19 protein-coding genes are annotated in these 21,767 nt (G+C 42.0%); 11 read left to right on the top strand and 8 right to left on the bottom strand.

Features of this window, described 5'->3' with window-relative positions; all coding sequences use genetic code 11:
* The first annotated feature begins 640 nt into the window (after positions 1 to 640).
* Complete coding sequence (locus tag AC5WOE_RS04240) at positions 641 to 973, top strand: metal-sensitive transcriptional regulator (RefSeq protein WP_496048756.1); 333 nt, start codon at positions 641 to 643, stop codon at positions 971 to 973.
* A 116-nt stretch (positions 974 to 1,089) separates the two neighbouring features.
* A complete protein-coding gene (locus tag AC5WOE_RS04235; protein ID WP_496048755.1) occupies positions 1,090 to 1,311 on the top strand; it encodes a hypothetical protein in 222 nt (73 codons plus the stop codon).
* Positions 1,312 to 1,353: 42 nt separating this feature from the next.
* Here AC5WOE_RS04235 and AC5WOE_RS04230 read toward each other — a convergent pair whose 3' ends face one another.
* The 3 genes from AC5WOE_RS04230 to mgsA form a co-directional block, all read right to left on the bottom strand.
* Positions 1,354 to 1,944, bottom strand: a complete 591-nt coding sequence (locus AC5WOE_RS04230) for a hypothetical protein (protein WP_496048754.1) — start codon at positions 1,942 to 1,944, stop codon at positions 1,354 to 1,356.
* 155 nt (positions 1,945 to 2,099) lie between these two features.
* Positions 2,100 to 2,699: a hypothetical protein gene (locus tag AC5WOE_RS04225; protein WP_496052008.1), complete on the bottom strand. Its 600-nt coding sequence runs from the start codon at positions 2,697 to 2,699 to the stop codon at positions 2,100 to 2,102.
* Positions 2,700 to 2,877: 178 nt separating this feature from the next.
* The gene (mgsA, locus tag AC5WOE_RS04220; protein WP_496048752.1) at positions 2,878 to 3,285 is read right to left on the bottom strand and encodes a methylglyoxal synthase; all 408 of its coding nucleotides are present in this window, start codon (positions 3,283 to 3,285) and stop codon (positions 2,878 to 2,880) included.
* A 274-nt stretch (positions 3,286 to 3,559) separates the two neighbouring features.
* On the opposite strand from mgsA, the gene AC5WOE_RS04215 reads away from it, so the two are divergent.
* From AC5WOE_RS04215 to AC5WOE_RS04180, 8 genes are all read left to right on the top strand, one after another.
* Positions 3,560 to 3,736, top strand: a complete 177-nt coding sequence (locus AC5WOE_RS04215; protein ID WP_496052007.1) for a hypothetical protein — start codon at positions 3,560 to 3,562, stop codon at positions 3,734 to 3,736.
* Positions 3,737 to 4,385: 649 nt separating this feature from the next.
* Complete coding sequence (locus AC5WOE_RS04210; RefSeq protein ID WP_496048751.1) at positions 4,386 to 5,072, top strand: GNAT family N-acetyltransferase; 687 nt, start codon at positions 4,386 to 4,388, stop codon at positions 5,070 to 5,072.
* A 905-nt stretch (positions 5,073 to 5,977) separates the two neighbouring features.
* Positions 5,978 to 8,017: an alpha-helical endospore appendage domain-containing protein gene (locus AC5WOE_RS04205; protein ID WP_496052006.1), complete on the top strand. Its 2,040-nt coding sequence runs from the start codon at positions 5,978 to 5,980 to the stop codon at positions 8,015 to 8,017.
* A gap of 27 nt (positions 8,018 to 8,044) precedes the next feature.
* Positions 8,045 to 9,697, top strand: a complete 1,653-nt coding sequence (locus tag AC5WOE_RS04200; protein WP_496052005.1) for an alpha-helical endospore appendage domain-containing protein — start codon at positions 8,045 to 8,047, stop codon at positions 9,695 to 9,697.
* A 99-nt stretch (positions 9,698 to 9,796) separates the two neighbouring features.
* Complete coding sequence (locus AC5WOE_RS04195) at positions 9,797 to 11,449, top strand: alpha-helical endospore appendage domain-containing protein (RefSeq protein WP_496052004.1); 1,653 nt, start codon at positions 9,797 to 9,799, stop codon at positions 11,447 to 11,449.
* A gap of 29 nt (positions 11,450 to 11,478) precedes the next feature.
* The gene (locus AC5WOE_RS04190) at positions 11,479 to 13,104 is read left to right on the top strand and encodes a DUF11 domain-containing protein (protein ID WP_496052003.1); all 1,626 of its coding nucleotides are present in this window, start codon (positions 11,479 to 11,481) and stop codon (positions 13,102 to 13,104) included.
* Between the two features lie 16 nt (positions 13,105 to 13,120).
* Complete coding sequence (locus AC5WOE_RS04185; protein ID WP_496052002.1) at positions 13,121 to 13,792, top strand: DUF11 domain-containing protein; 672 nt, start codon at positions 13,121 to 13,123, stop codon at positions 13,790 to 13,792.
* A gap of 18 nt (positions 13,793 to 13,810) precedes the next feature.
* On the top strand, positions 13,811 to 15,844 hold the full coding sequence (locus tag AC5WOE_RS04180) for a hypothetical protein (RefSeq protein WP_496052001.1): 2,034 nt from the start codon (positions 13,811 to 13,813) through the stop codon (positions 15,842 to 15,844).
* Positions 15,845 to 15,920: 76 nt separating this feature from the next.
* On the opposite strand, the gene AC5WOE_RS04175 is transcribed toward AC5WOE_RS04180, so the two are convergent.
* From AC5WOE_RS04175 to AC5WOE_RS04155, 5 genes are all read right to left on the bottom strand, one after another.
* The gene (locus AC5WOE_RS04175; protein WP_496052000.1) at positions 15,921 to 16,514 is read right to left on the bottom strand and encodes a class I SAM-dependent methyltransferase; all 594 of its coding nucleotides are present in this window, start codon (positions 16,512 to 16,514) and stop codon (positions 15,921 to 15,923) included.
* A gap of 266 nt (positions 16,515 to 16,780) precedes the next feature.
* Positions 16,781 to 17,449 carry a hypothetical protein gene (locus tag AC5WOE_RS04170; RefSeq protein WP_496051999.1) on the bottom strand — a complete coding sequence of 223 codons (669 nt, stop codon included), beginning with the start codon at positions 17,447 to 17,449 and terminating at the stop codon, positions 16,781 to 16,783.
* Positions 17,450 to 17,654: 205 nt separating this feature from the next.
* The gene (locus tag AC5WOE_RS04165) at positions 17,655 to 19,055 is read right to left on the bottom strand and encodes a YfcC family protein (RefSeq protein ID WP_496051998.1); all 1,401 of its coding nucleotides are present in this window, start codon (positions 19,053 to 19,055) and stop codon (positions 17,655 to 17,657) included.
* 24 nt (positions 19,056 to 19,079) lie between these two features.
* Complete coding sequence (locus AC5WOE_RS04160; RefSeq protein ID WP_496051997.1) at positions 19,080 to 20,255, bottom strand: M20 family metallopeptidase; 1,176 nt, start codon at positions 20,253 to 20,255, stop codon at positions 19,080 to 19,082.
* Positions 20,256 to 20,382: 127 nt separating this feature from the next.
* Complete coding sequence (locus AC5WOE_RS04155; RefSeq protein WP_496051996.1) at positions 20,383 to 21,282, bottom strand: LysR family transcriptional regulator; 900 nt, start codon at positions 21,280 to 21,282, stop codon at positions 20,383 to 20,385.
* 140 nt (positions 21,283 to 21,422) lie between these two features.
* On the opposite strand from AC5WOE_RS04155, the gene AC5WOE_RS04150 reads away from it, so the two are divergent.
* On the top strand, positions 21,423 to 21,761 hold the full coding sequence (locus AC5WOE_RS04150; RefSeq protein ID WP_496051995.1) for a hypothetical protein: 339 nt from the start codon (positions 21,423 to 21,425) through the stop codon (positions 21,759 to 21,761).
* Positions 21,762 to 21,767: the final 6 nt, after the last annotated feature.

Here is a 21,767-nt window from a genome sequence, read left to right as displayed (position 1 = left end):
TGACTACGATTTTAATTGTATACGTTTGTATACAAAGTGTCAAAGTGATATTTTGTAGGTATTCATCTACTGCCATTTTTTTCTGTTAGGAGAAAGTACTTTTTTTAGTGTGTTGTATAAATTTAATCTTTTTTAAATTCGAATAATGGGATGATATTATCGTTATACTGTTGTATCCTATGATTAGAGGTAGCAATAAGGCTATCTCTGCGTCTACCTCATGGAGGTGCACATGACCGCCGATCCCACCGAAGAGAATCAGGGAACGGGTCAGTCTGAACCGCAGGATCAGACGCAGTACCCGAGTACCCCCGAAGAGCAGCGGGAGCTCGCAAGGGACTACTCCAATCTCCGGTAATAGGAGCTGATCGTTCCTGTTAGTTGGAGACAAGGCCGGCTGATCTGTGTGCGAATACAGATCAGCCGGTCACCCAATGCGATATTTCCAATTGATATAAAAGAAAGCGAGGGAAATTCCTCGTTTTTTTATTTGTAAAAATCAAACGACCGACTGACAGATGACATCAGCCGGTCGCTTTGTTCCCTAATAGCAAGCAAGGGACAAATGGAGTGGATATAGGGTAGGGGGCTATGTTAAAATAAGGGGAAGTATCAGTTTCTAAGATCGGAGAGAATGATAATGGATATAAATACAAATGAAAAATTGACACAAGAAGCTTGTCATGTAGAGGATGTCCGCAAAAGTCATCACTCTGATAAGATCAAGAAAAATTTGATGAACCGTTTAAGTCGAATAGAAGGACAAGTTCGTGGTGTCAAAGGATTAATAGAAAAGGATACGTATTGCGATGATGTGTTAAACCAAATTGCTTCCATTCAATCCGCATTGAATGGTGTTGGCAAACTGCTGCTAGAACAGCATTTGAAAACGTGTGTAGTAGAACGATTTCAGGAAGGCGATGAAGAGGTAATTGATGAACTATTGATTACTGTCAACAAGTTGATGAAATAAGAGGATAGACACCGGGACGAGTTATCCCATTTTACGTCTCTGTCTTTTTTTCGTTAAAATAGTATAAGTCCAACTGATATTTCAGAAAGCAAGCCATAGTAAAGGAGTTGTCTTTGTTGCATCCTGATCGAGAAAAGAAAGTCCATACAGGTTGGAAAATACTTGGTTATGTGTGTGTTGCACTTACTGTACTTTTGGCATTAGCCGCTGTAAACAATATTGCTGGTGCAAGTGGTGGTGATTCTGCTGAGCGTTTAGGAAGAGTTATCGGTGCTATAATCGTTCCCGTATTAGTAGGATATTTTGCACGATATTGTTTTCGTAGGTCAAATAGATAGTAAAGAAAAGGAAACCACTGCTTAATAGATAGCAGTGGTTTCCTATATGGCTCTGCGACTTAATTTTCGTCTACTATTTAGAATAAGGATTTCCAGTAATAGTCCAATTCCTGAGGAAATCCAAAGCGCTTCTGTACTGTTTTCTTCTACTCGGTTTGCGACGATAGGAGGAAACCATCCCGATGGGTCTTCTAAAATGGTTGCTTGCTGGCCTATTTTTAAACCCCAACAGCCAGTAGCTTTAGTGAGGGGATAACGAATTGGTTTTTTGTCCATTGTGACTAATTTACAATCTTGAGTTTCCTCTTGTTGATTTCCGTTGAATAGTTGTATATCTACAACGATGGCAAGCTCTTTTACTCCTAACTTTTCCATGGATACATAATGTATGGCAGCACCTGCATACATCAGAAATGCAAAAGAAGCGAAGCCGACTAATATACCAAGTGAAAATCCACGAATGGAAATTATCGCGATAATAAAAAGAGCAAGTAAATAACCAATGAACATAAAAGGTGGATGATCAATGAGCCATGCGCAGCCGATGAGAAGCAGAGGGATAACGATCAGTAAGGATATAGTGACCATCGTGTAGGAAACAGAAATACCATTCTGTGTTTTTTGTGTTTCCACTGATAACATCCTTTTCTGTGATATTATCTTTATCTTTCGATTAATTATACAATAAGGCGGAGGATAAAATACTTATCCTTTTGAATTTATTGTATTTTTCTGTAAATAAGAAGCGAGTGTGAATTGTTTGGTCTTTTTCATAAAAAAAATCACTGCTACACGCTATGCAGTGATTTTTTTCTCCGCAATCTCCCATACAAAATAAAGATTTCCATCAGTAGCCCGATTCCAACGGAAGTCCAAATTTGCTGAGTGATTGAACCATCTAATTTCGTTGCAAGCATCGGTCGAAGCCAACCAGAAGGGTCTACTACAACGTTTACTTTTTGTCCAACCTTTAAGTTATCCCAACAGCCCGTTGCTTCTGTCATCGTGTATCGTACAGGCTTTCCATCTGTTGTTACAATTGTGCAATTCCAATCTGCACCTTTTCGATTATTTTCATGAGCTATATTTGCTAAAATAGCAGAATACTGAACTCCGGATTTTTCCATTGATATGTCATGTAGTGCAGGGCCGACAAACAGTAGAAAGGCAAATGCAGTAATACTAACAAAAGTACCTGGGCCTGCACCACATAGTGCCCAAGCGATACAGATCACGAAGAGTGCAAGAAAGACGCCAATTATATCAAGAGAAGGATGCTGGGCCAGCCATGCACATCCGATGAGAAGAAGTGGAACGAAAACGATAGTCATGATAGTTATCAAGAGGTGAGAATAAGTATTTTTTTGCTGTGTCTTTTGTACCGGCATATTGTACTTCCTTTTCTGATTGGTATTCATTTTATATTCTATCTACTGTTCCATCAGAGTATTTTTTACTTTATTAGAAAAATGCAAACCAGATCCGCGGGTTTCTTTCGTTTCATATAGCGAATATTGACTCTTTTTGTATCTCAATAAAAAAACAACCATACTTGATAAAATAAACTCAAGCATGGTTGTTTTCTTCATTTTGTTCTTTTAACAGCCAGCCAATTTCTAGTGCTTGTACCAATAAAGTAGCAGTTGATTGGTTTGTTGCTAGAGGTATACCATAAACATCGCATAGGCGGAGCAAAGCACTGATATCTGGTTCATGAGGCTGTGCGGTGAGTGGGTCACGAAAGAAAAAGATCAAATCGAGATCACCCATAGCAATGAGAGAACCTATTTGTTGATCTCCGCCTAATGGACCTGATTTTAATAGATGAATGTCTAAATTAGTTGCTTCCATGATGCGTTTTCCGGTTGTTCCTGTTGCGTAGAGGGAATATGGCAGAAAAACAGATTCATATTTCCTCATAAATTCAACCATTTCTACTTTCTTTTTATCGTGGGCTACTAGAGCTATTTTCAACGTGACCGCCCCATTTTATTAGATTTCATCTGTTTATTTCTAGTAGATATTATACTTTTTTATCAGTATATATGAAAGATAGATTGAATTTAAAGAGAAAGAAATGACTGTTTGATTTTCCATTATTAGTATAGATTTATTAATTAAATATATAAAAATAATGCCAAATGGCTAATTTTTCGATATTTCTGTTGACGTCAAAGCATAATTTTATTAGTCTTATAAAGGTTCTACCAATAAAAAAACTGCACAGCAAAGAAAGGAATGAATTAATTTGGAATCTTACTTTCATTTGGAAACTTATACAAATGACACGAGAAGCAAAATTTACCGAGAAGTAAAAAGTATTCCTGCGACAGAATTGGAATCCACTATCCCAACAGGCGTTTCTACGAGCACAAAACCAAAATGGATGAATTGGTTACGTGTAGTCCCTTTTCTCAAATTCTAGGATTCCTCTTCTTCTCACTCGCTTTGCTTCTTCTGTATTTGTTATTCCAATCGTCGTTTGATTACCTAAATTCCCACTCTTCACTTTTTCTATGTCATTGTTTTAAAGGAGTTATTTTCAGATGAATATTAGCAAGAATTGCATAGTACTAGCTAATTAAGCAGTATTTATACCAGAGACAGGTTTGGATATTAGGTCAAACTCTTTTTGCCTAATGCGGAAATCTGTCTTTTTTGGTGTATGTGTCTGAAAGCGATTTCTTCTTATTACTCAGTTTTACGCGAAAAACTTGTCTTTGTCAATAATTTATTTTTGTTTTTAAATTTATTTTTGTTTTGGTTTGTGAATATCCAGTAAATGAATAGTTGAGGGAGGTTATTTTTGTAGTTTAATATTTATGGAAATAATTTAATGGTTTGATTTAAAAATTGAAAAGGGAGTTTCAGCCTTTTTATTGGGATATTAATTTAAACTCTGATAAGTCTTGTCCTTATAGGAAAATAGTTTAACTAATATCACAGGCTAAATAATAAAAAATATAACGTTCAAATAACAACAAATCATCTGTATAATAGTAATTAGCCTAATACAGGCACCTAAAGGGGGTTCCCCCCCCTGAATGTACAACCGACCTAGAAGGAGCAAAGTAGTGAACCTCTCTGAGATTTTCGCGAAGGCACTGACCGGAGAGCTGATCATCGAGACCCCCCGGTTCTGGCTCGTGCCGACGTCGGAGGAGCACGTGGACGACCTGATTCCGGTTCTGATCGAGCCGGAAGGCAAGAAGCTGTCCACGTGGGGCTTCTACCACCCCGACACCGCCGAGCGCATGAGTCCTCGCGACGGCGTGACCGCTCGTGAAGTAGTGATCGCCTTCATCAGGTCAGCTCGTGCGGCCTGTGAGGCTGGCGAGCGCCTGCCTTTCACCGCCATCGACAAGATCGATGGCAAGGCCAAGGCGGTCATCTCGTACGTCGACATCGTCGACAAGCACGAGCGGTGCACGCTGGGCTGGGCCATCGCCGGACCGGAGTACCGCGGACAGAGGGTGATCTCCGAACTCGCCATCTGGCTCATCGACTGGGCGTTCCGCGTGGCTGGTTTCGAGCGGGTTCAGGCCGACGTCTCGGCCGAGAACGAGGCCTCCATCAAGGCTGCTTCTCTGGCAGGACTCCTTGAGGAGGGCCGCCGCCGCAAGCACATGAAGGTCGCCTTCCAGAACGAAGATGGGACCCAGCAGCGTCACGACATGCTGCTGATGGGCCTTCTCGCCGAGGACTGGCCGGGCGCAGAGCGCCAGATGGAAGAGCTCTGGAAGGACTCCACCACCGGTTGATCCATCAGGATGGGGAGAACTTCTCCGAGTCGGGCACATTTCGTGCCCGGCTCACCTGATAATGAAATGAACCAGACTTTTGGTTGTATATATTTGAGTATTCATTTAGTACATTTTGCTTATATCGTCTTCTTTGAAACCCTTATATAGTAAGGGTTTCTATTTTGTTAAAGAAAAAAGAAAGTCACATACTTCTGAGTTATCTTCCAATTGTTAGACATACGGTGACACGAATGGATTGCCTCGCCATGTAGGAAAGCGGATCCATTGTCGCATAATATGAACTCCACCTCTAGAGTGTTTCATCTGAACCAGTGGGGAGGCGCCACATAAATAGATTGAATATTTTGATGATATAAACTCCTTTCAACCTGTGTTTACGCTTCTTACATAACTATTTGTATTTTTATAGCCTCCTCTTTTTTTATTTATCTATTAATAACTCCATTATTTTCTTTTCCTAGATTCAAAACTAACTCAGGTGTATGTGATGCTTACTATCGTTGATAGAGAAGAGGTGATCAGTTTATTCTCATAAAATGGAAAATATTTGTTGTGAAAAGAATTCCGCTCTACATTTATAATATCTGATCTCCTATAATTATACAATTCTTATTTTTTGTATTTATTTATTTTTTTGGGGTTGACAGACTATTTTTCCTATATGTTACAATATTGAAGTGTGACAGGAATGTTTTTCAGTTTGCTGATATACTTTGCTGCTATGTTTCTGTTTTGCAAATTTGTTGTCCCTGCAAAAATCTCCGAAATGATAATAGAATAGAAATAGTGTTCTTTCCTTACGCCGAAGAAAATAGTTGTTTTCCTCTGCCCGCTTTGGGCTGCTTTGTATGCAAAACAGATATTTTGTTCCATCATTATTTTTCCTCGAAAGGATGAAGTGGATGGCACTGCTTCGGCGGTTTTCGACAACTACGAAGGGCGCGATGACTTTTACTGGTAATACGCTCGGCTATGGCGAGCTAAATACCATCTACAATGACATTGGCGCATTTCTGACCCTCGATGTTTCTCTGCAAGTCCCTGGTTACCCTCTTGGAAGTACGCTCGATTGGAAAAAGAATTCTTCGATGGCCTATCTCAATCTCCCTACCGGCAGTGAAGTGTTATATGCAGAATTGATTTGGGGTGGATCGACCAAATCAAGTAAAGAAGATGTGACAAATGAGATCAATACTCCCGTTACGCTGATGGATTCATTAGGTGGATTGCAGTCGATCACACCTGATCCTGCAACAGCCCAGCAAGTCACCCATGAATCGCAAGTGTTTTATATTCGTTCTGCTGATATTACAGATATCGTGAAAAACAGTGGTGCTGGGTCTTATGTGGTCAATGGTGTACCAGCAACGGTACTCCATACGAGTAGAAGTAACGCTGCTGGTTGGACGCTGGCAGTTATTTATAAAGATGTATCCCTTGCTCTTCGAAACATGAATCTCTTTGTAGGTATTGCCTCGATCGACCGAACTGGATTTGTCGATCAAACCATCTCTGGTTTTGCTACCCCTGATACAAGACCATTCGCTGCCCGTGCCTTATTGACAGCGATTGAAGGTGACAGTTTCATCCCTAAAGATCAGTTTTTATTTGGGCCTGATACAAGCAGTTTGCAAGTGATTTCTGGGCCAAATAATTTAGCAGATAATTTCTTCGCCTCTCAGATCAATGATGACAATGGAAATTTGGACACCAATGGGACAGCTGGTACAAACAATGTTATCCCTGGTCAAAAGCAATCTGCCAACCGCTATGGTTGGGATATTACCAATGTCGATGTTTCTAACGCGATGGATACATCTCAGACATCTGCAATTGCACGTCTTGCCACTAAGGGAGATGGATTTGTCTTATCTGGTCTCGGTCTGCAAATTGATGTGAACAGCCCGGATATACAGATGGAGAAAACGGTTGACAAAGATATTGCTGTAGTCGGAGATATTTTAACCTATACTATTTTGGTTTCTAACAATGGATTGGTAGAAGCCGAGAATGCCATTTTTACGGATAGACTGCCTGTTGGTGTCTCGTTTGTTCCCGGAAGTTTGCAAATAGATGGGATCACCCAGCCGACAGCAGATCCTACCAAAGGTGTATCCATTGGTTCCGTTTCGATTGAAGGACCAGTAGAAATCGTATTCCAAGTAGAAGTAACATCTGTACCGCCAAGTGGAAAAGTTCTAAACAAAGGAACGTTAGATTATGAGTTTCATAGTGCTCCAAGTCTTCCCGTCAGCTATGGTTCGAATGAATCCAACGAAGTGGAAACAGTGGTCAAACGAGTTCAAATTGATGCTGTGAAAATGGAAGATAAATCAGTTTACGACAAAGAAAATGAAGTCATTACTTATACAGTTCTCGTCTCTAATAATGGCGATGTCAATGTAAATAACATTTTGGTCAAAGATGTGATTCCTGATGGAACTGCCCTTGTTCCAAACAGTATAAAAGTGAATGGTACTACCATAACAGGTGATCTAACATCTGGTATCCCAGTTGGTTCCCTCGCACCTGATCAGAGTGTGGAAATCACGTTCCAAGTGTCAGTGTTAGCTCCATTACCTCTGCAAATCGATAATCAAGCAGAAGTGAGTTATGACTATCAATTAAAGCCAGATGGTGAGGTTGTATCAGAAAGCGAGACGACAAATGTTATTACAGCAGTGATTTTGACAGAATGCCAGAAAGCACAAAATCAAATTTTTGAATCGGTAGCACAGCAAGAAATCGCATTAGCTAGATTGCTACAGGCTGAGAGTACCAAAGTAAAAACGGCAGTAGAAGCTTTCTCTGAAGGAAGAATATCCGCTAATCAGCTAGCTAGAATCAATCAAAGTGCTGATCGGGTCACTCGGAAAATTGCGCAGTTAGAAAATATTCTCAAACAAAAATTAGATGTTGCCAAGGAAATTTGTTGCTCGTAACGTGATGCAAAGCAAAAGGAGAGAAGCATGCCATTTTATCAACGCTTTACGAAAACGACAAATGGTCAATTGACGTTTACTGGTAATTCGTTGGGATACTCCGATGGTGGCAATGATATTGGAGCTTTTATCACAACTGATACATCCAAGCAAGTGAGTGGATACCCAGCAGGAAGTACGATGAATTGGCAAGACAATTCATCTTCGGCAATATTGCGGATGGTCGATGATGCAGAAGTGCTCTATGCTGAGTTGATGTGGGGTGGATCAACTAATTCTGATTCGGAAAATGTGATGGGATCGATCAATTCGCCAATTACTTTTATCACTCCTGCTGGTACTTTTTCCGTAAGTCCGGACCCGCTTACAGCAAGAGAAGAACCAGCGACTTATGGCCAAGTATTTTATAGTCGTTCAGCGAATGTGACGAGTTTGGTGCAAGCGGCTGGAGCAGGTGTTTATACGACAGCTGGAGTTCCTGGTACCGTACGACCGAAAGCAGGAGCAACAAATACTACTGGATGGACACTGGCAGTTGCATATAAGCACCCAGATCTGAAGATTCGAAATATGAATATTTATGCAGGTTCCCAACTGATCAACAGAAATAATCCGCCTACAGACGAAATTTTATCTGGGTTTATGACCCTAGAAGCAGGTGAAATCAAAGGTCGAGTGATGTTGACCGCGATAGAGGGCGACTCAAGTATTTTAGGAGATCGTTTTGAATTTGGTCCTGATACTTCATTGTTTTCCGTGATCTCTGGCCCAAACAATCCCGCGAATAACTTTTTTTCTTCACAGATTAACGATGACAATGGGGATTTGGATACGAGTGGAACATCAGGTACATTAAACCAATCCGTTGGTTCAGATGCTTTTGGTGTTCGTTCGGGATGGGATATTACAAATGTAGATGTATCCTCTACATTACGAAACAGTCAAGATCAAGCAATTGTACGTATTGCTACAGCAGGAGATACGTATATGGTCAGCGGATATGGTGTGCAACTCGATGCCAACAGTCCAATTGTGAAAATGACCAAATCAGCAGATAAAACAAAGGCGGTAGTAGGGGAGATTGTCACCTACACCTTAGAAGTCAAAAATGAAGGATTTGTACCTGCGACCAATGTTATTTTTCAAGATTTCCTCGATCCAGAGCTAGAGTATCTTCCAGATAGTTTGCGGGTTCGCGGTGTGTCATTTCCGGGTGAAGATATGGAAACAGGAGTTAATGTTGGTACGATCTCCGTTGGTGAGACGATTATCATTACCTACCAAGCAAAGATAAAAAAAGAACCGCCAAGTAAGGTTGTTCACAACAAAGCTTCGATGACATTTGATTTCCAAAGTAGACCTGATCTACCTATCTCTACTGCGACTAGTGTAAGTAATGTGCCTGTTGTAGAAGTGATTGAACCTCCCCCCTGTGAAGAAAGCAAAAATGAGATTATCAAGACCGTGGCCGAAGCCGAAAAGGGCATCGCTCATGTCATTCGTGCAGAGGCAGAAAAGGTCGAAGTTGTCTCCCGTGCTTTCCAAGATGATACTGTATTGATTCGTGATTTGATCGCAGTGAATGACAGCGTAGAACAGATGTTGGATGCAGTGATTGAATTAGAGGAGAAATTAATAAACAAATTATCAATCGTCAAAGATGTTTGTGACTACTGTTAGGTGAAAATGTGCAGTTGGAAAATATACTCAAATAAAAATGAGATGTTGCCAAGAATACTTTGTTGCTCGTAACGAAAATCAAGGCAAAGGAGGAGAAGCATGCCATTTTATCAACGCTTTACAAAAACGACAAATGGTCAACTTACTTTTACTGGTAACACGTTGGGCTATGCCGATGGCAGCACCGACATCGGGGCGTTTATTACGATTGATACCTCTAAACAGGTAGGCGGGTATCCAGCAGGAAGTACGATGAATTGGTGGGAGAATTCATCCTCAGCAGTTTTACGTATGGTCGATGATGCAGAAGTACTCTATGCGGAACTGATGTGGGGTGGATCGACCAATTCCAATTCAGAAAATGTAATAGGTTCAATCAATACGTCTATTACTTTCATCACACCAACAGGCACTTTTTCGGTAAGTCCTGATCCGCTAACTTCTAGAGAAGAACCATCTCAACAAGGTCAAATATTTTATGCTCGTTCAGCAAATGTGACCAGTTTGGTGCAAGCGGCTGGTGCAGGAGTATATACGACCGGAGGTGTACCCGGAACAGTTCGACCCAAAGTAGGTGAAACGGATACGGTTGGATGGACGTTAGCAGTAGCATATAAACACCCTAGTCTGAAGATTCGAAATATGAATATTTATGCTGGTTCGCAATTGATTACACAGTTTAATCCGCCAGTCGATGAACGTTTGTATGGCTTTATGACATTGGAAGCAGGTGAAGTAAAAGGTCGTGTGATGCTGACTGCGATGGAAGGAAACTCCAATCTTCCAGGCGATCGCTTTGAGTTTGGACCAGATACTTCTTCTATGCAAGTCATCTCTGGTCCTAATAATCCCGCTAACAACTTTTTTGCTTCCCAGATCAATGATGACAATGGAAACTTGGATACGAGCGGGACAGCAGGTACATTAAACAAACCTATTGGTTCAGATGGTTTTGGTGTTCGCTCAGGTTGGGATATTACAAATGTGGATGTATCCAGTACGTTACGCAACAGCCAAGGTGAGGCGATTGTACGTATCGCTACGGCGCAAGATACGTATATGGTCAGTGGGTATGGTGTGCAACTGGATGCCAATAGTCCGATTGTCAAAATGACAAAATCAGCAGATAAAACCAAGGCGGTAGTAGGGGAGATTGTTACCTACACCTTGGAGGTCAAAAATGAGGGATTTGTACCTGCTACCAATATTATTTTTCAAGATTTCCTTGATCCTGAGCTGGAGTATCTACCAGATAGTTTGCGAGTACGAGGGGTAGCTTTTCCGGGAGAAGATATCGAAGCAGGAGTAAATGTCGGTACGATCGCAGTTGGTGAGACAATCATCATTACGTATCAAGCAAAGATAAAAGAAGAACCCCCAGGTAAGGTTGTTCACAACAAAGCGTCCATGACCTTTGATTTTCAGAGCAGACCTGATTTGCCGATTTCTACAGCAACTGTGATCAGTAATGTACCGGGAATCGAAGTGATCGAGCCTCCTTCGTGTGATGAGAGCAAAAATGAGATTATCAAAACCGTTGCAGAGGCAGAAAAAGGAATTGCCCATATCATTCGCGCAGAGGCAGAAAAAGTAGAGGCTGTATCCCGTGCATTCCAAAATGATGAAGTTTTGATCCGTGATCTCATTGCAGTTAATGAAAGTGTAGAGCAGATGCTCGATGCGGTGATTGAATTAGAAGAGAAGTTAATAACAAAACTATCGACCGTCAAAGAAATCTGTGATTACTGCTAAATCAAAACAAATGGGGAGGAAGGTGTATTATGGCACTCATTCGCCGCTATGCAGCTACGATCAATGGGGCAATCACGTTTACTGGCAATGCGCTGGGGCTTGCTGATCTGAGTAATCCAGGGAACTTTTATATTGGCGCATTTCTCACTACAGATACAACAAAGCAAGTATCTGGTTTTCCACCAGGAACGACAACAAACTGGGCGGAAAATAAGTCTGCGGCCGTTTTGCGGCTCACAAGCAGTGCAGAGGTGCAGTATGCAGAGCTAATTTGGGGTGGTACAACAGATGCAAATGTCAATGGTGCATTGAACAATCCTGTTGATTTTACCACTCCTAACGGCACGGTTTCGCTTGCTCCTGATCCTGCCACCGCACAACAAAATGGCAACTTTTACGTTCGTTCTGCGGATGTGACTGATTTGGTAAAAGCAGCAGGGGATGGCAGGTATGCAGTTGGCAAGGTACCAGCTACTTTAGGAGCAGTTGGTTGGACATTGGCAGTCGCATACAAAGATGCTGCCATGCCAAGTCGAAATATTACGTTTTTTGTTAATGACACATTTATATACAATGGTTCTCCTCAATCGATTGAAGTTACCGATTTCGGTACTCCTACGACAGGACCTGTCAATGCGCGCTTGTTAGTGACAGCAATGCAGGGAGATACAAACCTTGTCGGTGATCAATTTTTGTTTGGACCAACGGACTCCACTTTGCAGCCCATGAGTGGTCCGAACAATCCAGCAAATAATTTCTTTGCTACCCAAATCAATGATGACAATGGAAACTTAGATACAAGTGGAACAGCAGGTAATCTCAATCCTGCTATCGGTGGTTCAAACGGTGTTGTTCGTTATGGTTGGGATATTACCAATGTCGATGCTTCCACGGCGATGATCAACAGCCAAAATCGAGCGGTTGCTCGCTTTACATCCAATAGTGATGCTTATCTCATATCTGGCTTAGCGGTTCAGATCGATGTGGACAGTCCAAAGATCCGAATGGAGAAGACAGCGAACCTTTCGGAAGCAAAAGTACGAGATGTTGTCACTTACACTGTCCTGCTGGTGAACACAAAAGAGATCGAAGCAAGAGATGCTGTTTGGACCGATATATTGCCAGCCGAACTTCAATTTGTTCCGGGAAGTATTCGAGTTGATGGAGTTCCCCAGCCGAGCAGTGATCCTGCAACAGGTGTTTCCCTTGGTACATTGGGCTTAAATGAACCAGTGGAAATCACATTCCAAGCTAAGATTGTGAATGTCCCTCCAGATGAGATTATCGAAAACGAAGCTTCGCTCACGTATGAGTTTGAGAGTGCCCCTGGTTTGCCAATTGCGACAGGCGAGGCATCCAGTACAATCGCAGAAACAAAAGTAGTCGTTCGACCTCCGACTCCATGTGAACGAAACAAAGAAATAATTGAAAATTCCATTCGCCAAGAAGAACAAAATATGAAATTGCTTCAAGATGCGGAGCTGCTCAAAGTGAATGCTGCCAATCAAGCATTTGCAGATGGGACCATAACCGCTGCGGAGCAGGACCGGATCATCCAAAGTGCGGATGGTGTTTCCGATGCGCTTCGTGTGCTGCAACAAGCACTTGATGACAAAAGAGCCAGCCTCACAGATTTATGTAGTGGATGTAAATAGAGAGGAGCGGTGAAAGATGGCGGAAAAACCAGAAGTGGTGTTGACAAAAGAAGTAGATAAGACAGATGCTGTCGTTGGAGATATTTTGACTTATACCGTGTTTTTGACAAATGATAGCTTGGTAGAAACGAGTAATGTGATTTTTAAAGATGAATTACCAGAAGAACTGGCTTTTGTGCCGGGAAGTGTAAAGATTGATGATGTTCCGAATACGAGTGCTGATCCGACTGTCGGATTTCCTCTTTCCTCTATATCCATTGAAGGTCCAATCGTAGTTACCTTTGAAGTGGAAGTACTGAAACCTGATCCTAGTGGTGTTATTGGGAATACAGCAAGTGCGGAGTATGAGTATGAAGGAGAACCAGGTGAACCACCGGTCAAAGACAGCGCAACGAGTAACGAAGCACAGACCAATGTTCCTGCTGGGCGATCAGCTTGTGAGTGGGCGAGAGATTTGATCATACACTCCATCGCCCAAGAACAAAAGGCGATTGCCGGAGTAATCGATATGGAAGGAGAAAAGATTCAAGCGGCTTCCCAGTTATTTCGCGCCGGTCTGCTCACCGTAGCGGAGTTGTTGGAGTTAAACCAGAGTGCAATAAATGCCGTGCGTTCCATTGCACAATTGGAAGATGTGTTAATTCAAAAATTAGATCAAAGCAAAGATATTTGTTGTGGTTGTAGCTAAAGGGAAAGGATGGATGAGATGAGCTTTCAAAGGCGTTATTCGACAACGACAAATGGGGCAGTTACGTTTACCGGAAACACCCTTGGATTGAGCAATACCAATACCATCTATTCAGATATTGGAGCATTTATTACCCTCGACACTACAAAGCAAGTAATCGGATATCCTCCTGGTTCTACACAGGATTGGAGGGAAAATGGTTCTGCTGCTCGCTTACAAATACCGACTGGAGCAACGGTTTTATATGCAGAGCTTATCTGGGGAGGTTCTACCAAGACAAGTACAGAAGATGTGACCAGTGAGATTAATGGAGCGATTACGTTTGCTTCACCAGTCAGTACGTATACTATCACACCAGATACCACTACTGCACAACAAGTAAACCAAGCAAATCAAACGTTTTATGTCCGCAGTGCCAATGTGACGAGCTTAGTGAACAGTGATGGGGCAGGTACGTACACAGTCAGCGGTGTACCTGCAACGGTTCAGCGATTTAAAAGTAACAACGTAGCAGGTTGGACATTGCAAGTGGTCTATCAAGATGCTTCGCTTCCTCTGCGAAATATGAATGTATACGTCGGGACAGCTTCTATTGAGCGGGCTGGTGCGATCAATCAATCCATTACTGGTTTCTCCACTCCTGATTTAGGAGATGTTCATGCCAGACTGCTCGTTACGGCTATGGAAGGTGATTCCAGAATACCAGGAGATCAGCTCCTATTTGGCAAAGATGCGTCTTCACTGAGCCCTGTATCAGGACCGAATAATCCTGTAGATAATTTCTTTGCATCGCAGATCAATGATGATGATGGAAATCTAGATACAAGCGGAACAGATGGTTCGTTAAATGCCACCCCGGGAAATGCCGCTGGAGCGGTTCGCTATAGCTGGGATATCACCAATGTGGACGTCTCTGATGCGATGGAAAATAGCCAGACAGACGCAGTTGTTCAATTTACTTCCAAATCGGATGGATATATTGTAACAGGTTTAGGGGTGCAAATCGATGTAAACAGCCCGGAAATCAAAGTTACCAAAGAAGTAGATAAGAAGGCAGAAGTAGTGGGAGAAATTCTGACTTATACCATCTTTGTAGAGAACGATGGACTAACCGAAGCACAAAACACCATTTTAAAAGATACACTTCCACCTGAGGTTTCATTTATTCCCGGCAGTCTATTGATCGATGGCGTGTTACAACCAAGTGGTGATCCAACAGCAGGAGTAAATATTGGTTCGGTTTCTATCGAAGGGCCGGTCGTGGTTGAATTTCAAGTAAAGGTAAATAAAGTTCCCCCAGATAACGTAGCAGTAAATAAGGCTTCTGTCATCTACGATTTTCAAAGTGGTCCTGGTTTGCCGACCTCTACAGGTACAGCGGAAAGCAATGAAGCGACAACGGTTATCCGTTTTGTTCAAGTAGAGATAGCCAAAAGAGAAGATGTGCCTGTGTATAATCGAGCAGGAAACACGATTTTGTACACGATCGAGATTGACAACACAGGAGACACTGATCTGATAAATGTTGTCGTAGAAGACGTCATTCCAAATGGTACAAAGTATGTCGCTGGCAGCTTAAAACGAGATGGTGTTCCGGTTAGTGGGAATATTGAAACAGGAGTAAATATCGGAACGGTTGAAGCAGGTAAACTTGTCCTCGTTACTTTTGAAGTAGAAATCGATAGCCCAGAACCAGAAAAAGTGGTCAATGATGCAGGGGTTCACTATGAATACGAACTGATCCCCGGAGACCAAGTATTTGAGAAGGATACAAATACAAATGAAGTAACAGCAACACTTGTCACCAACTGTAAAGAAGCACAAAAGCTCGTCATTGGTAAAATAGGAGAAGAGGAACTGGCAATAGCAGGAGAGATTGTTCAAGAGAAAGTAAAAATTCAAGATACCATCCGTTCCATTTTTGCTGGAGCAAAAGATGCCCAAGAACTTTTAGAGGTCAACCAAAATCTAAATCAAAAATTGCAGAGAGTTATTTCTCGTGAATCAGCATTGCTTTTGACTTTAGAAAAAGGTAAGAAACTCTGTTGCTAGCTTACTTTCCACACCAACATTACATCTAATGGAAAGCAAACGCCTAGAAGAATAGGCGTTTGCTTTTTTCTCCTCTTTATCGTTTAGTCAGAATCACAAGGCCTCCATGTAACAAAATAGGTCTTCCGTCATTCATTTCTAAAGGATAGACAGGGGTTGCATCGAAAGTATCACTAAAATATGTTTTTATTGCTTCATCGGTAATGGCATGAAAACGTTCATTACTGGTATCTCTACAGCCGCGTATGAAGATTTTACCGCCTGGTTTTAGTAAACGAGCCATCTCTTTTGCATAATCAGGCCGAATGTCATTAGATAGCACATGAAAACATCCACGGTCATTGATGAGGTCGACAGTTTGGTCAGCAAGCGGAACATGAAGTATATTTGCTTCCTGAAAGGTGACGGATAATCCTAAATCTTTTACACGCTCAGTGGCAATCTTGAGAGCTTCTACACTTTGGTCGAATCCATATGTAGTAAATCCGCACTGTGCTAAGAAAATTGCTTCTGATCCTGCTCCACAACCTACATCAATAGCGACTTTTCCAACTGTGGAACCGTAAGCAGCAGCAAAACTGACTAGTTCTTGTGATGGATGGGACATTCCCCAAAGCTGCTGGTATTCCCCAGTCCGATAAGCTTCATCCCATTGTGAAAATGTTGGCATTTTTCGATCACCTCACATCCATTGTAAAATATGGAATCACTCAAAGTAAATGCTAAAAACGTTAAAACCATCAGCCTAATAAACTGATGGTTTTACATTTATAATATGGACTTTTCCATGATTTTCTTCCATTCAGCTTTAACCATGTAAAGGATTATACTCTATAAACGGCAACCGGCTGGATACGATGATCCAGCCGATCCTGCGTCACCTATCAGTTGTGTATCTATCAAGGTGACGTGCCGTATTCTCTACTCGGAAGAAGTTCAGAGCTTCTTGACTCCGTCCGCAGCGGGTTCGACTCCTTCCTGGCTCGGCTCCACCGTGTCCGTGTTCTTGCGCAGCTTCTTCCACTTTGCGATCAAGAGGAAAAAGCCGCTGAGCAGGAACAGTCCGGCTGCGAGCGTCAGAATGCTTCCCCACATATAGATGTTGGACAGATCGTGGAGGTTCTCGCTCAACTTCTGGCAGAGCTCAGAGACACGACCGGAGTTGCCCGGCTTCTGCCTCCAGCTCTGGGCGTTGTCCCGGTTGCTGGAGCTGAGTGAGAACAGCCACCAGCTCGCCCAGAAGTAGAACGCTGAGCCGGCCAGCGAGAGGAGCGGTTCGACGACCGGAGACAGCTTCTTCTCAGAGCGCTTGCTCTCGTCAACGACGACCAACTTGAAGCGGTCGCCAAAGGCGATCTTCATTGCACCGAGTGTCACATAGACGAAGATCGCTCCCATGATCAGGAACGAGGTGGTGGCTACCCCCAGCGCGTTGAGGCTCTGGTGCTCGTACGAGCTGGTCTGGTAGTGCTCGAACAGGCTCTGGTAGTACCGGGAGTTCTCCCCCTGAATCTCCCCCATCATGAAGAGGGGGTAGAGGATCGCCACGAAGATGACGCTCACGAACAGCAGAGCCCGAAGGATGCGCTTGAAACGGTTGTTCATATACTCTTCTTCCGGTTGAGTTACGGTTGTACGTAAAATATATCACACTAATAAGGGAGTTGGTATTGTTTTCAGCCTCTTTTCTGTAATATCTGACTAAATATCACAAACTCATCTATTATAGATTCCAGCTCTTTCCCGACAGTTTAAACAATAGAGAAGCTGCTTTCCTCTACGATGAGAAAAGCAGCTTTGTTTTTTAGCTTTACGTATAATGGATCAGATTTGCAATGATTACAAATACGGCGCCGATGATCACCCATACGATCATAAGTGGCCACATAAACTTGAGCCATTTTTGATAAGTAATCCCTGATACCGATAAGCTTCCCATCAACATAGAGGAAGTTGGTAAGATGATATTCGTAAATCCATCCCCCATTTGGTAAGCTAATACAGCTGTTTGTCTTGTTACATGGATGAGGTCTGAAAGTGGAACCATAATCGGCATCGTAGTTGCAGCTAACCCTGTACCAGAGGTGATAAAAACATTCATAATAGTCTGGAAGAAATACATGCCAAGGACTTGAATAGAACTTGGAAGATGACCAATAAGTCCAGATAAAGAATAGACAATGGAATCGATGATATGTCCTTCTTCAAAGACCATCAATATACCACGAGCTAAACCGATGATCAGTGCTCCATATGTCATTGATTTAGCTCCGATGACAAACTCTTTTGCTACTCTGCTCGGGCCAAACCCGGATAAGAATCCAGCGATGATGCCCATACTCAAGAAGAGTGCGGATAACTCCTCGATCCACCAATCCTGTGTAGATACTCCCCATACTAAGCTGCCAAAACCAACTAAAAGTGTGAGTAAAACAAGATAATGTTTGCTTTCCATTTTTGGAACATCTACTTGCTCCAAAGTTTGACTATTATTCTTCTCTTTTTCTAGATCTGCAACATAAGAAGATTTCGGATTATTTTTTACTTTTTGTGCATAGCGGATGAGGTAGTAACTTGTGATGATAAGTAAAACAACTAGTAAAATAGCACGCAGCCATAGTCCAGAAAACATGGGAATTTGAGCGATGGTTTGGGCAATCCCTACATTAAATGGATTTAAAAGTCCTGCTGTAAAACCGATCGAAGCACCAAGGGAAACCATCGCCGTTCCTACAATTGCGTCATATCCAAGTGATCGGGCGACAGCTATACCAATCGGAACAAACACCATACACTCGGTAGACATCCCCATCGAAAAGCCGCCAACCGAAAACAGGGTGAGGAAAATGGGGATAATGAGCTTGTCTTTGTTTTGAAATCGATGGGCTATCCTCCCAGTTATCGCATTGATAGTGCCTGTTGCCGTAATAATTTGAAAAGCACCGCCGACGATAAAAATAAACATGATGATATCAGCAGAATCATTTAATCCTTTGACGATCATTTTCGGAACTTGGACAATGCTGACTGCACTTGATTCGATATGATGATAAGAATTTGGTACAAGTTCGGTCTGATCTGTTTTTTTATCTTCAACCCGTTTGAACTCGCCAGAAGGGATCAAGTATGTGAAAAAAGAAGCGATGATGATCAATAAAACTAGCAAGACATACGTGTGTGGAAACTTGAAATATTTGAGTACTTTGCTCATAAAATTTCCCCCTACTAGTCGCATCTAAGATGATTGTTTTTGTTTCCAAGCTTCAAATTCTTGTCGAACTTGCTGAAAAGCTTCTGGATTGTCGATCAGATCATATGCTGTCATAGCAAGTGCTTTAGATGCCTGCATCAGACCTGCCATACCAGCTTCGGAACCTGCAAGAGCTGCAAATTCAGATGTATGGGTGGTTTCATTTCCGATTTGAATATAAGGGTGGATAGTAGCTGTTACTCGTCCAACATTTCCAATATCGGATGAGCCTAATCCACCTTGTGTCGGCGGTTCACTTACTTCAATTCCCATGGATTCGAGGTTATGGCGAAAAAGATCTGCTAAAGCATGATTGTTATTTCGTTCTGCATAGATGAGTCCTTCTGTAATCTCGCATCTGGCTCCCATAGCTTCTGTTGCATGTTCCACTGCGCGATACACTTTTTGTCTAACAACTTCAAGTCCTTTGACAGTTGCAGCCCGCATCAAAAATTTGGCTTCGGTGAAGTCTGGTACGACATTTGTCGCTTCACCGCCATGCGTGATAATGCCATGAATCCGTACATCATCAGTGAAAAATTGGCGCAAGGCATTGATTGCATTGTAAGAAGTGATCAATGCTTCCAATGCACTGATTCCTTTTTCTGGGGCAGAAGAAGCATGTGATTGCTTGCCGAAAAATTGAATCGTCGCGTCCACGCAAGCTAATCCACCGCGAAGTACCCATGTTTTCTTTTGTGGATGGCACAGCATAGCTGCATCGATATCATCGAAGATGCCATCATCAGCCATCAAGATTTTCCCGCCACCTTCTTCTTCAGCAGGTGTTCCGATGACGACAATTTTCCCTTGCAGATCCGGTACAGCATCTTTTAACGCTAAAGCAGCTCCTACAGCTGATGATCCGATGATATTGTGACCACAGGCATGTCCAATTTTCGGCAGTGCATCATATTCTGCAAGAAAGGCAATAGCAGGTCCTTCTCCATTGTCCCAAGTAGCACGAAAAGAAGTGGGGAGTCCTGACAAGCCTTTTTCAATTTGAAAACCTGCTTTCTCTAAAGGTTCAATCAACCAGCCTTGTGCCTGATGTTCTTCAAAACTTAATTCTGGGTTCGCGTGGATTTTTAATGATAGCGCTTTTATTTCTTCGCTTCGTTTTTCTACAGCAACTTGAATTTTATCCTTATTATTTCCCATCGAAAGTAATCCTTTCTCTATCCATTTCTTAAAGAAGGTGATAGCGTTATCATTACTTAAATTGTACTCACTCCTCTGGGATAAGGGAATTCAAGAATTTTTTGGTTCATTCATAAAAAATTTTTAGTTAATCATGCGGATAAGTGGATTTGATATAGTTTACAAAGCGTTGAACGACTTTCAGGTGTTCGGTTTCCTTTTTATGCATCAGCCAAGTGTTCCGTTTTAAAGCTTTGCTATCTTTTGCCATAAGATCATACGTGTAAAGATCGTCGTCCTGATGGATAAAAATACGAGGTACAATTGCATATCCCATCCCGTTTCGCACCATCTCCCGGCACGTTTCATAACTATCTACCTGCATGGCAATATAGGGAGGCTGGTCATAGTGATCATTCCACCATTGATCAATACTGTGGATAATTGTTGTATGAGAGCTGCTTTTTGCTTGAATGGAGTTGAGAGGTTCTCGATAATGTACTTTTGGTAGATCAGGCAGTTTATTAAGATCGATTGGATCTTTGGAGATAATGCAGATATTTTCCTCTTCTAAAAAGTATTTTTCCTCGTACCAATGGTAATCCCCGCGAATAATCCCGACATGGAGCTCATCTGCTAGTAGCCCATCGATTAACTCATTGCTCATTCCTGTTGTGACATGGATTTGAATTTGAGGAAAGGCAGATTGAAATGTTTTTAATAAGGGCGGGAGCTTGTATTGAGCAAAGTAACTGGAAACACCTAATCGGAGAGTTCCTCTCTCGTCATGACGAATGTTGATGACGAAGTCTTTTGCTTTCCGCAGATTTTTTAGTGTTCTCTCTGCGTAGGTAAGGAGGTATTCTCCTTCTGGAGTGAAACGAATTCCTTTCTTTTCTTTAACAATGATGGGGACAGCAAATTCCTTTTCGATTTGCTGGAGTCGATAGCTCAGTGCAGGTTGAGTGATATAAAGCCGTTCAGCAGTTCGTGTTAAATTGCGTTCTTCATTTATGTATATCAAAAGCAAGCAATCTTGTTCCGTCATACTGTTATCCTCCGTTATGATAATGTTAATATGCACTCTATACTAATAGTTATGAAGATAGATAGATAACCAATTGGAATTGTAAGATGATATAATATTTGATGGATTGTTGCAATTTGGGAAGAGGGAGGAGAATGGAGATGGATAGAAGAAAAATGGAGAGAGACTTCGCGGATATCATGAATCAGATGGAAAATGTCCGCAGCAGTCGTAATTTTATCGTGGTTGAGATTTTGATTCTTTCCGCAATTTTAGGGTATTATTTCCACTCATGGCCTACATTTTTTGGCTCTGTTATCATACTGGCCATATTATTTGTTATCCCATATTTACGAGTTGTATTATTTGTACCACTGAGTATCATCTGGGGACTAATCGCTTATACCGTATTGGGTATGTTTGCGAGCGGAAATATAGCAATCGGCGGCGGAGCTTTCATTGGCCTGCTTGTTTTTTTTATTCACATTGGTTCTCGGTAGAATAAG

It is taken from the genome of Shimazuella sp. NTD248 (genome assembly GCF_059510395.1).
Note: the sequence above shows the minus strand (reverse complement) of the source record. Positions and strands in the feature narration are given on the sequence as shown.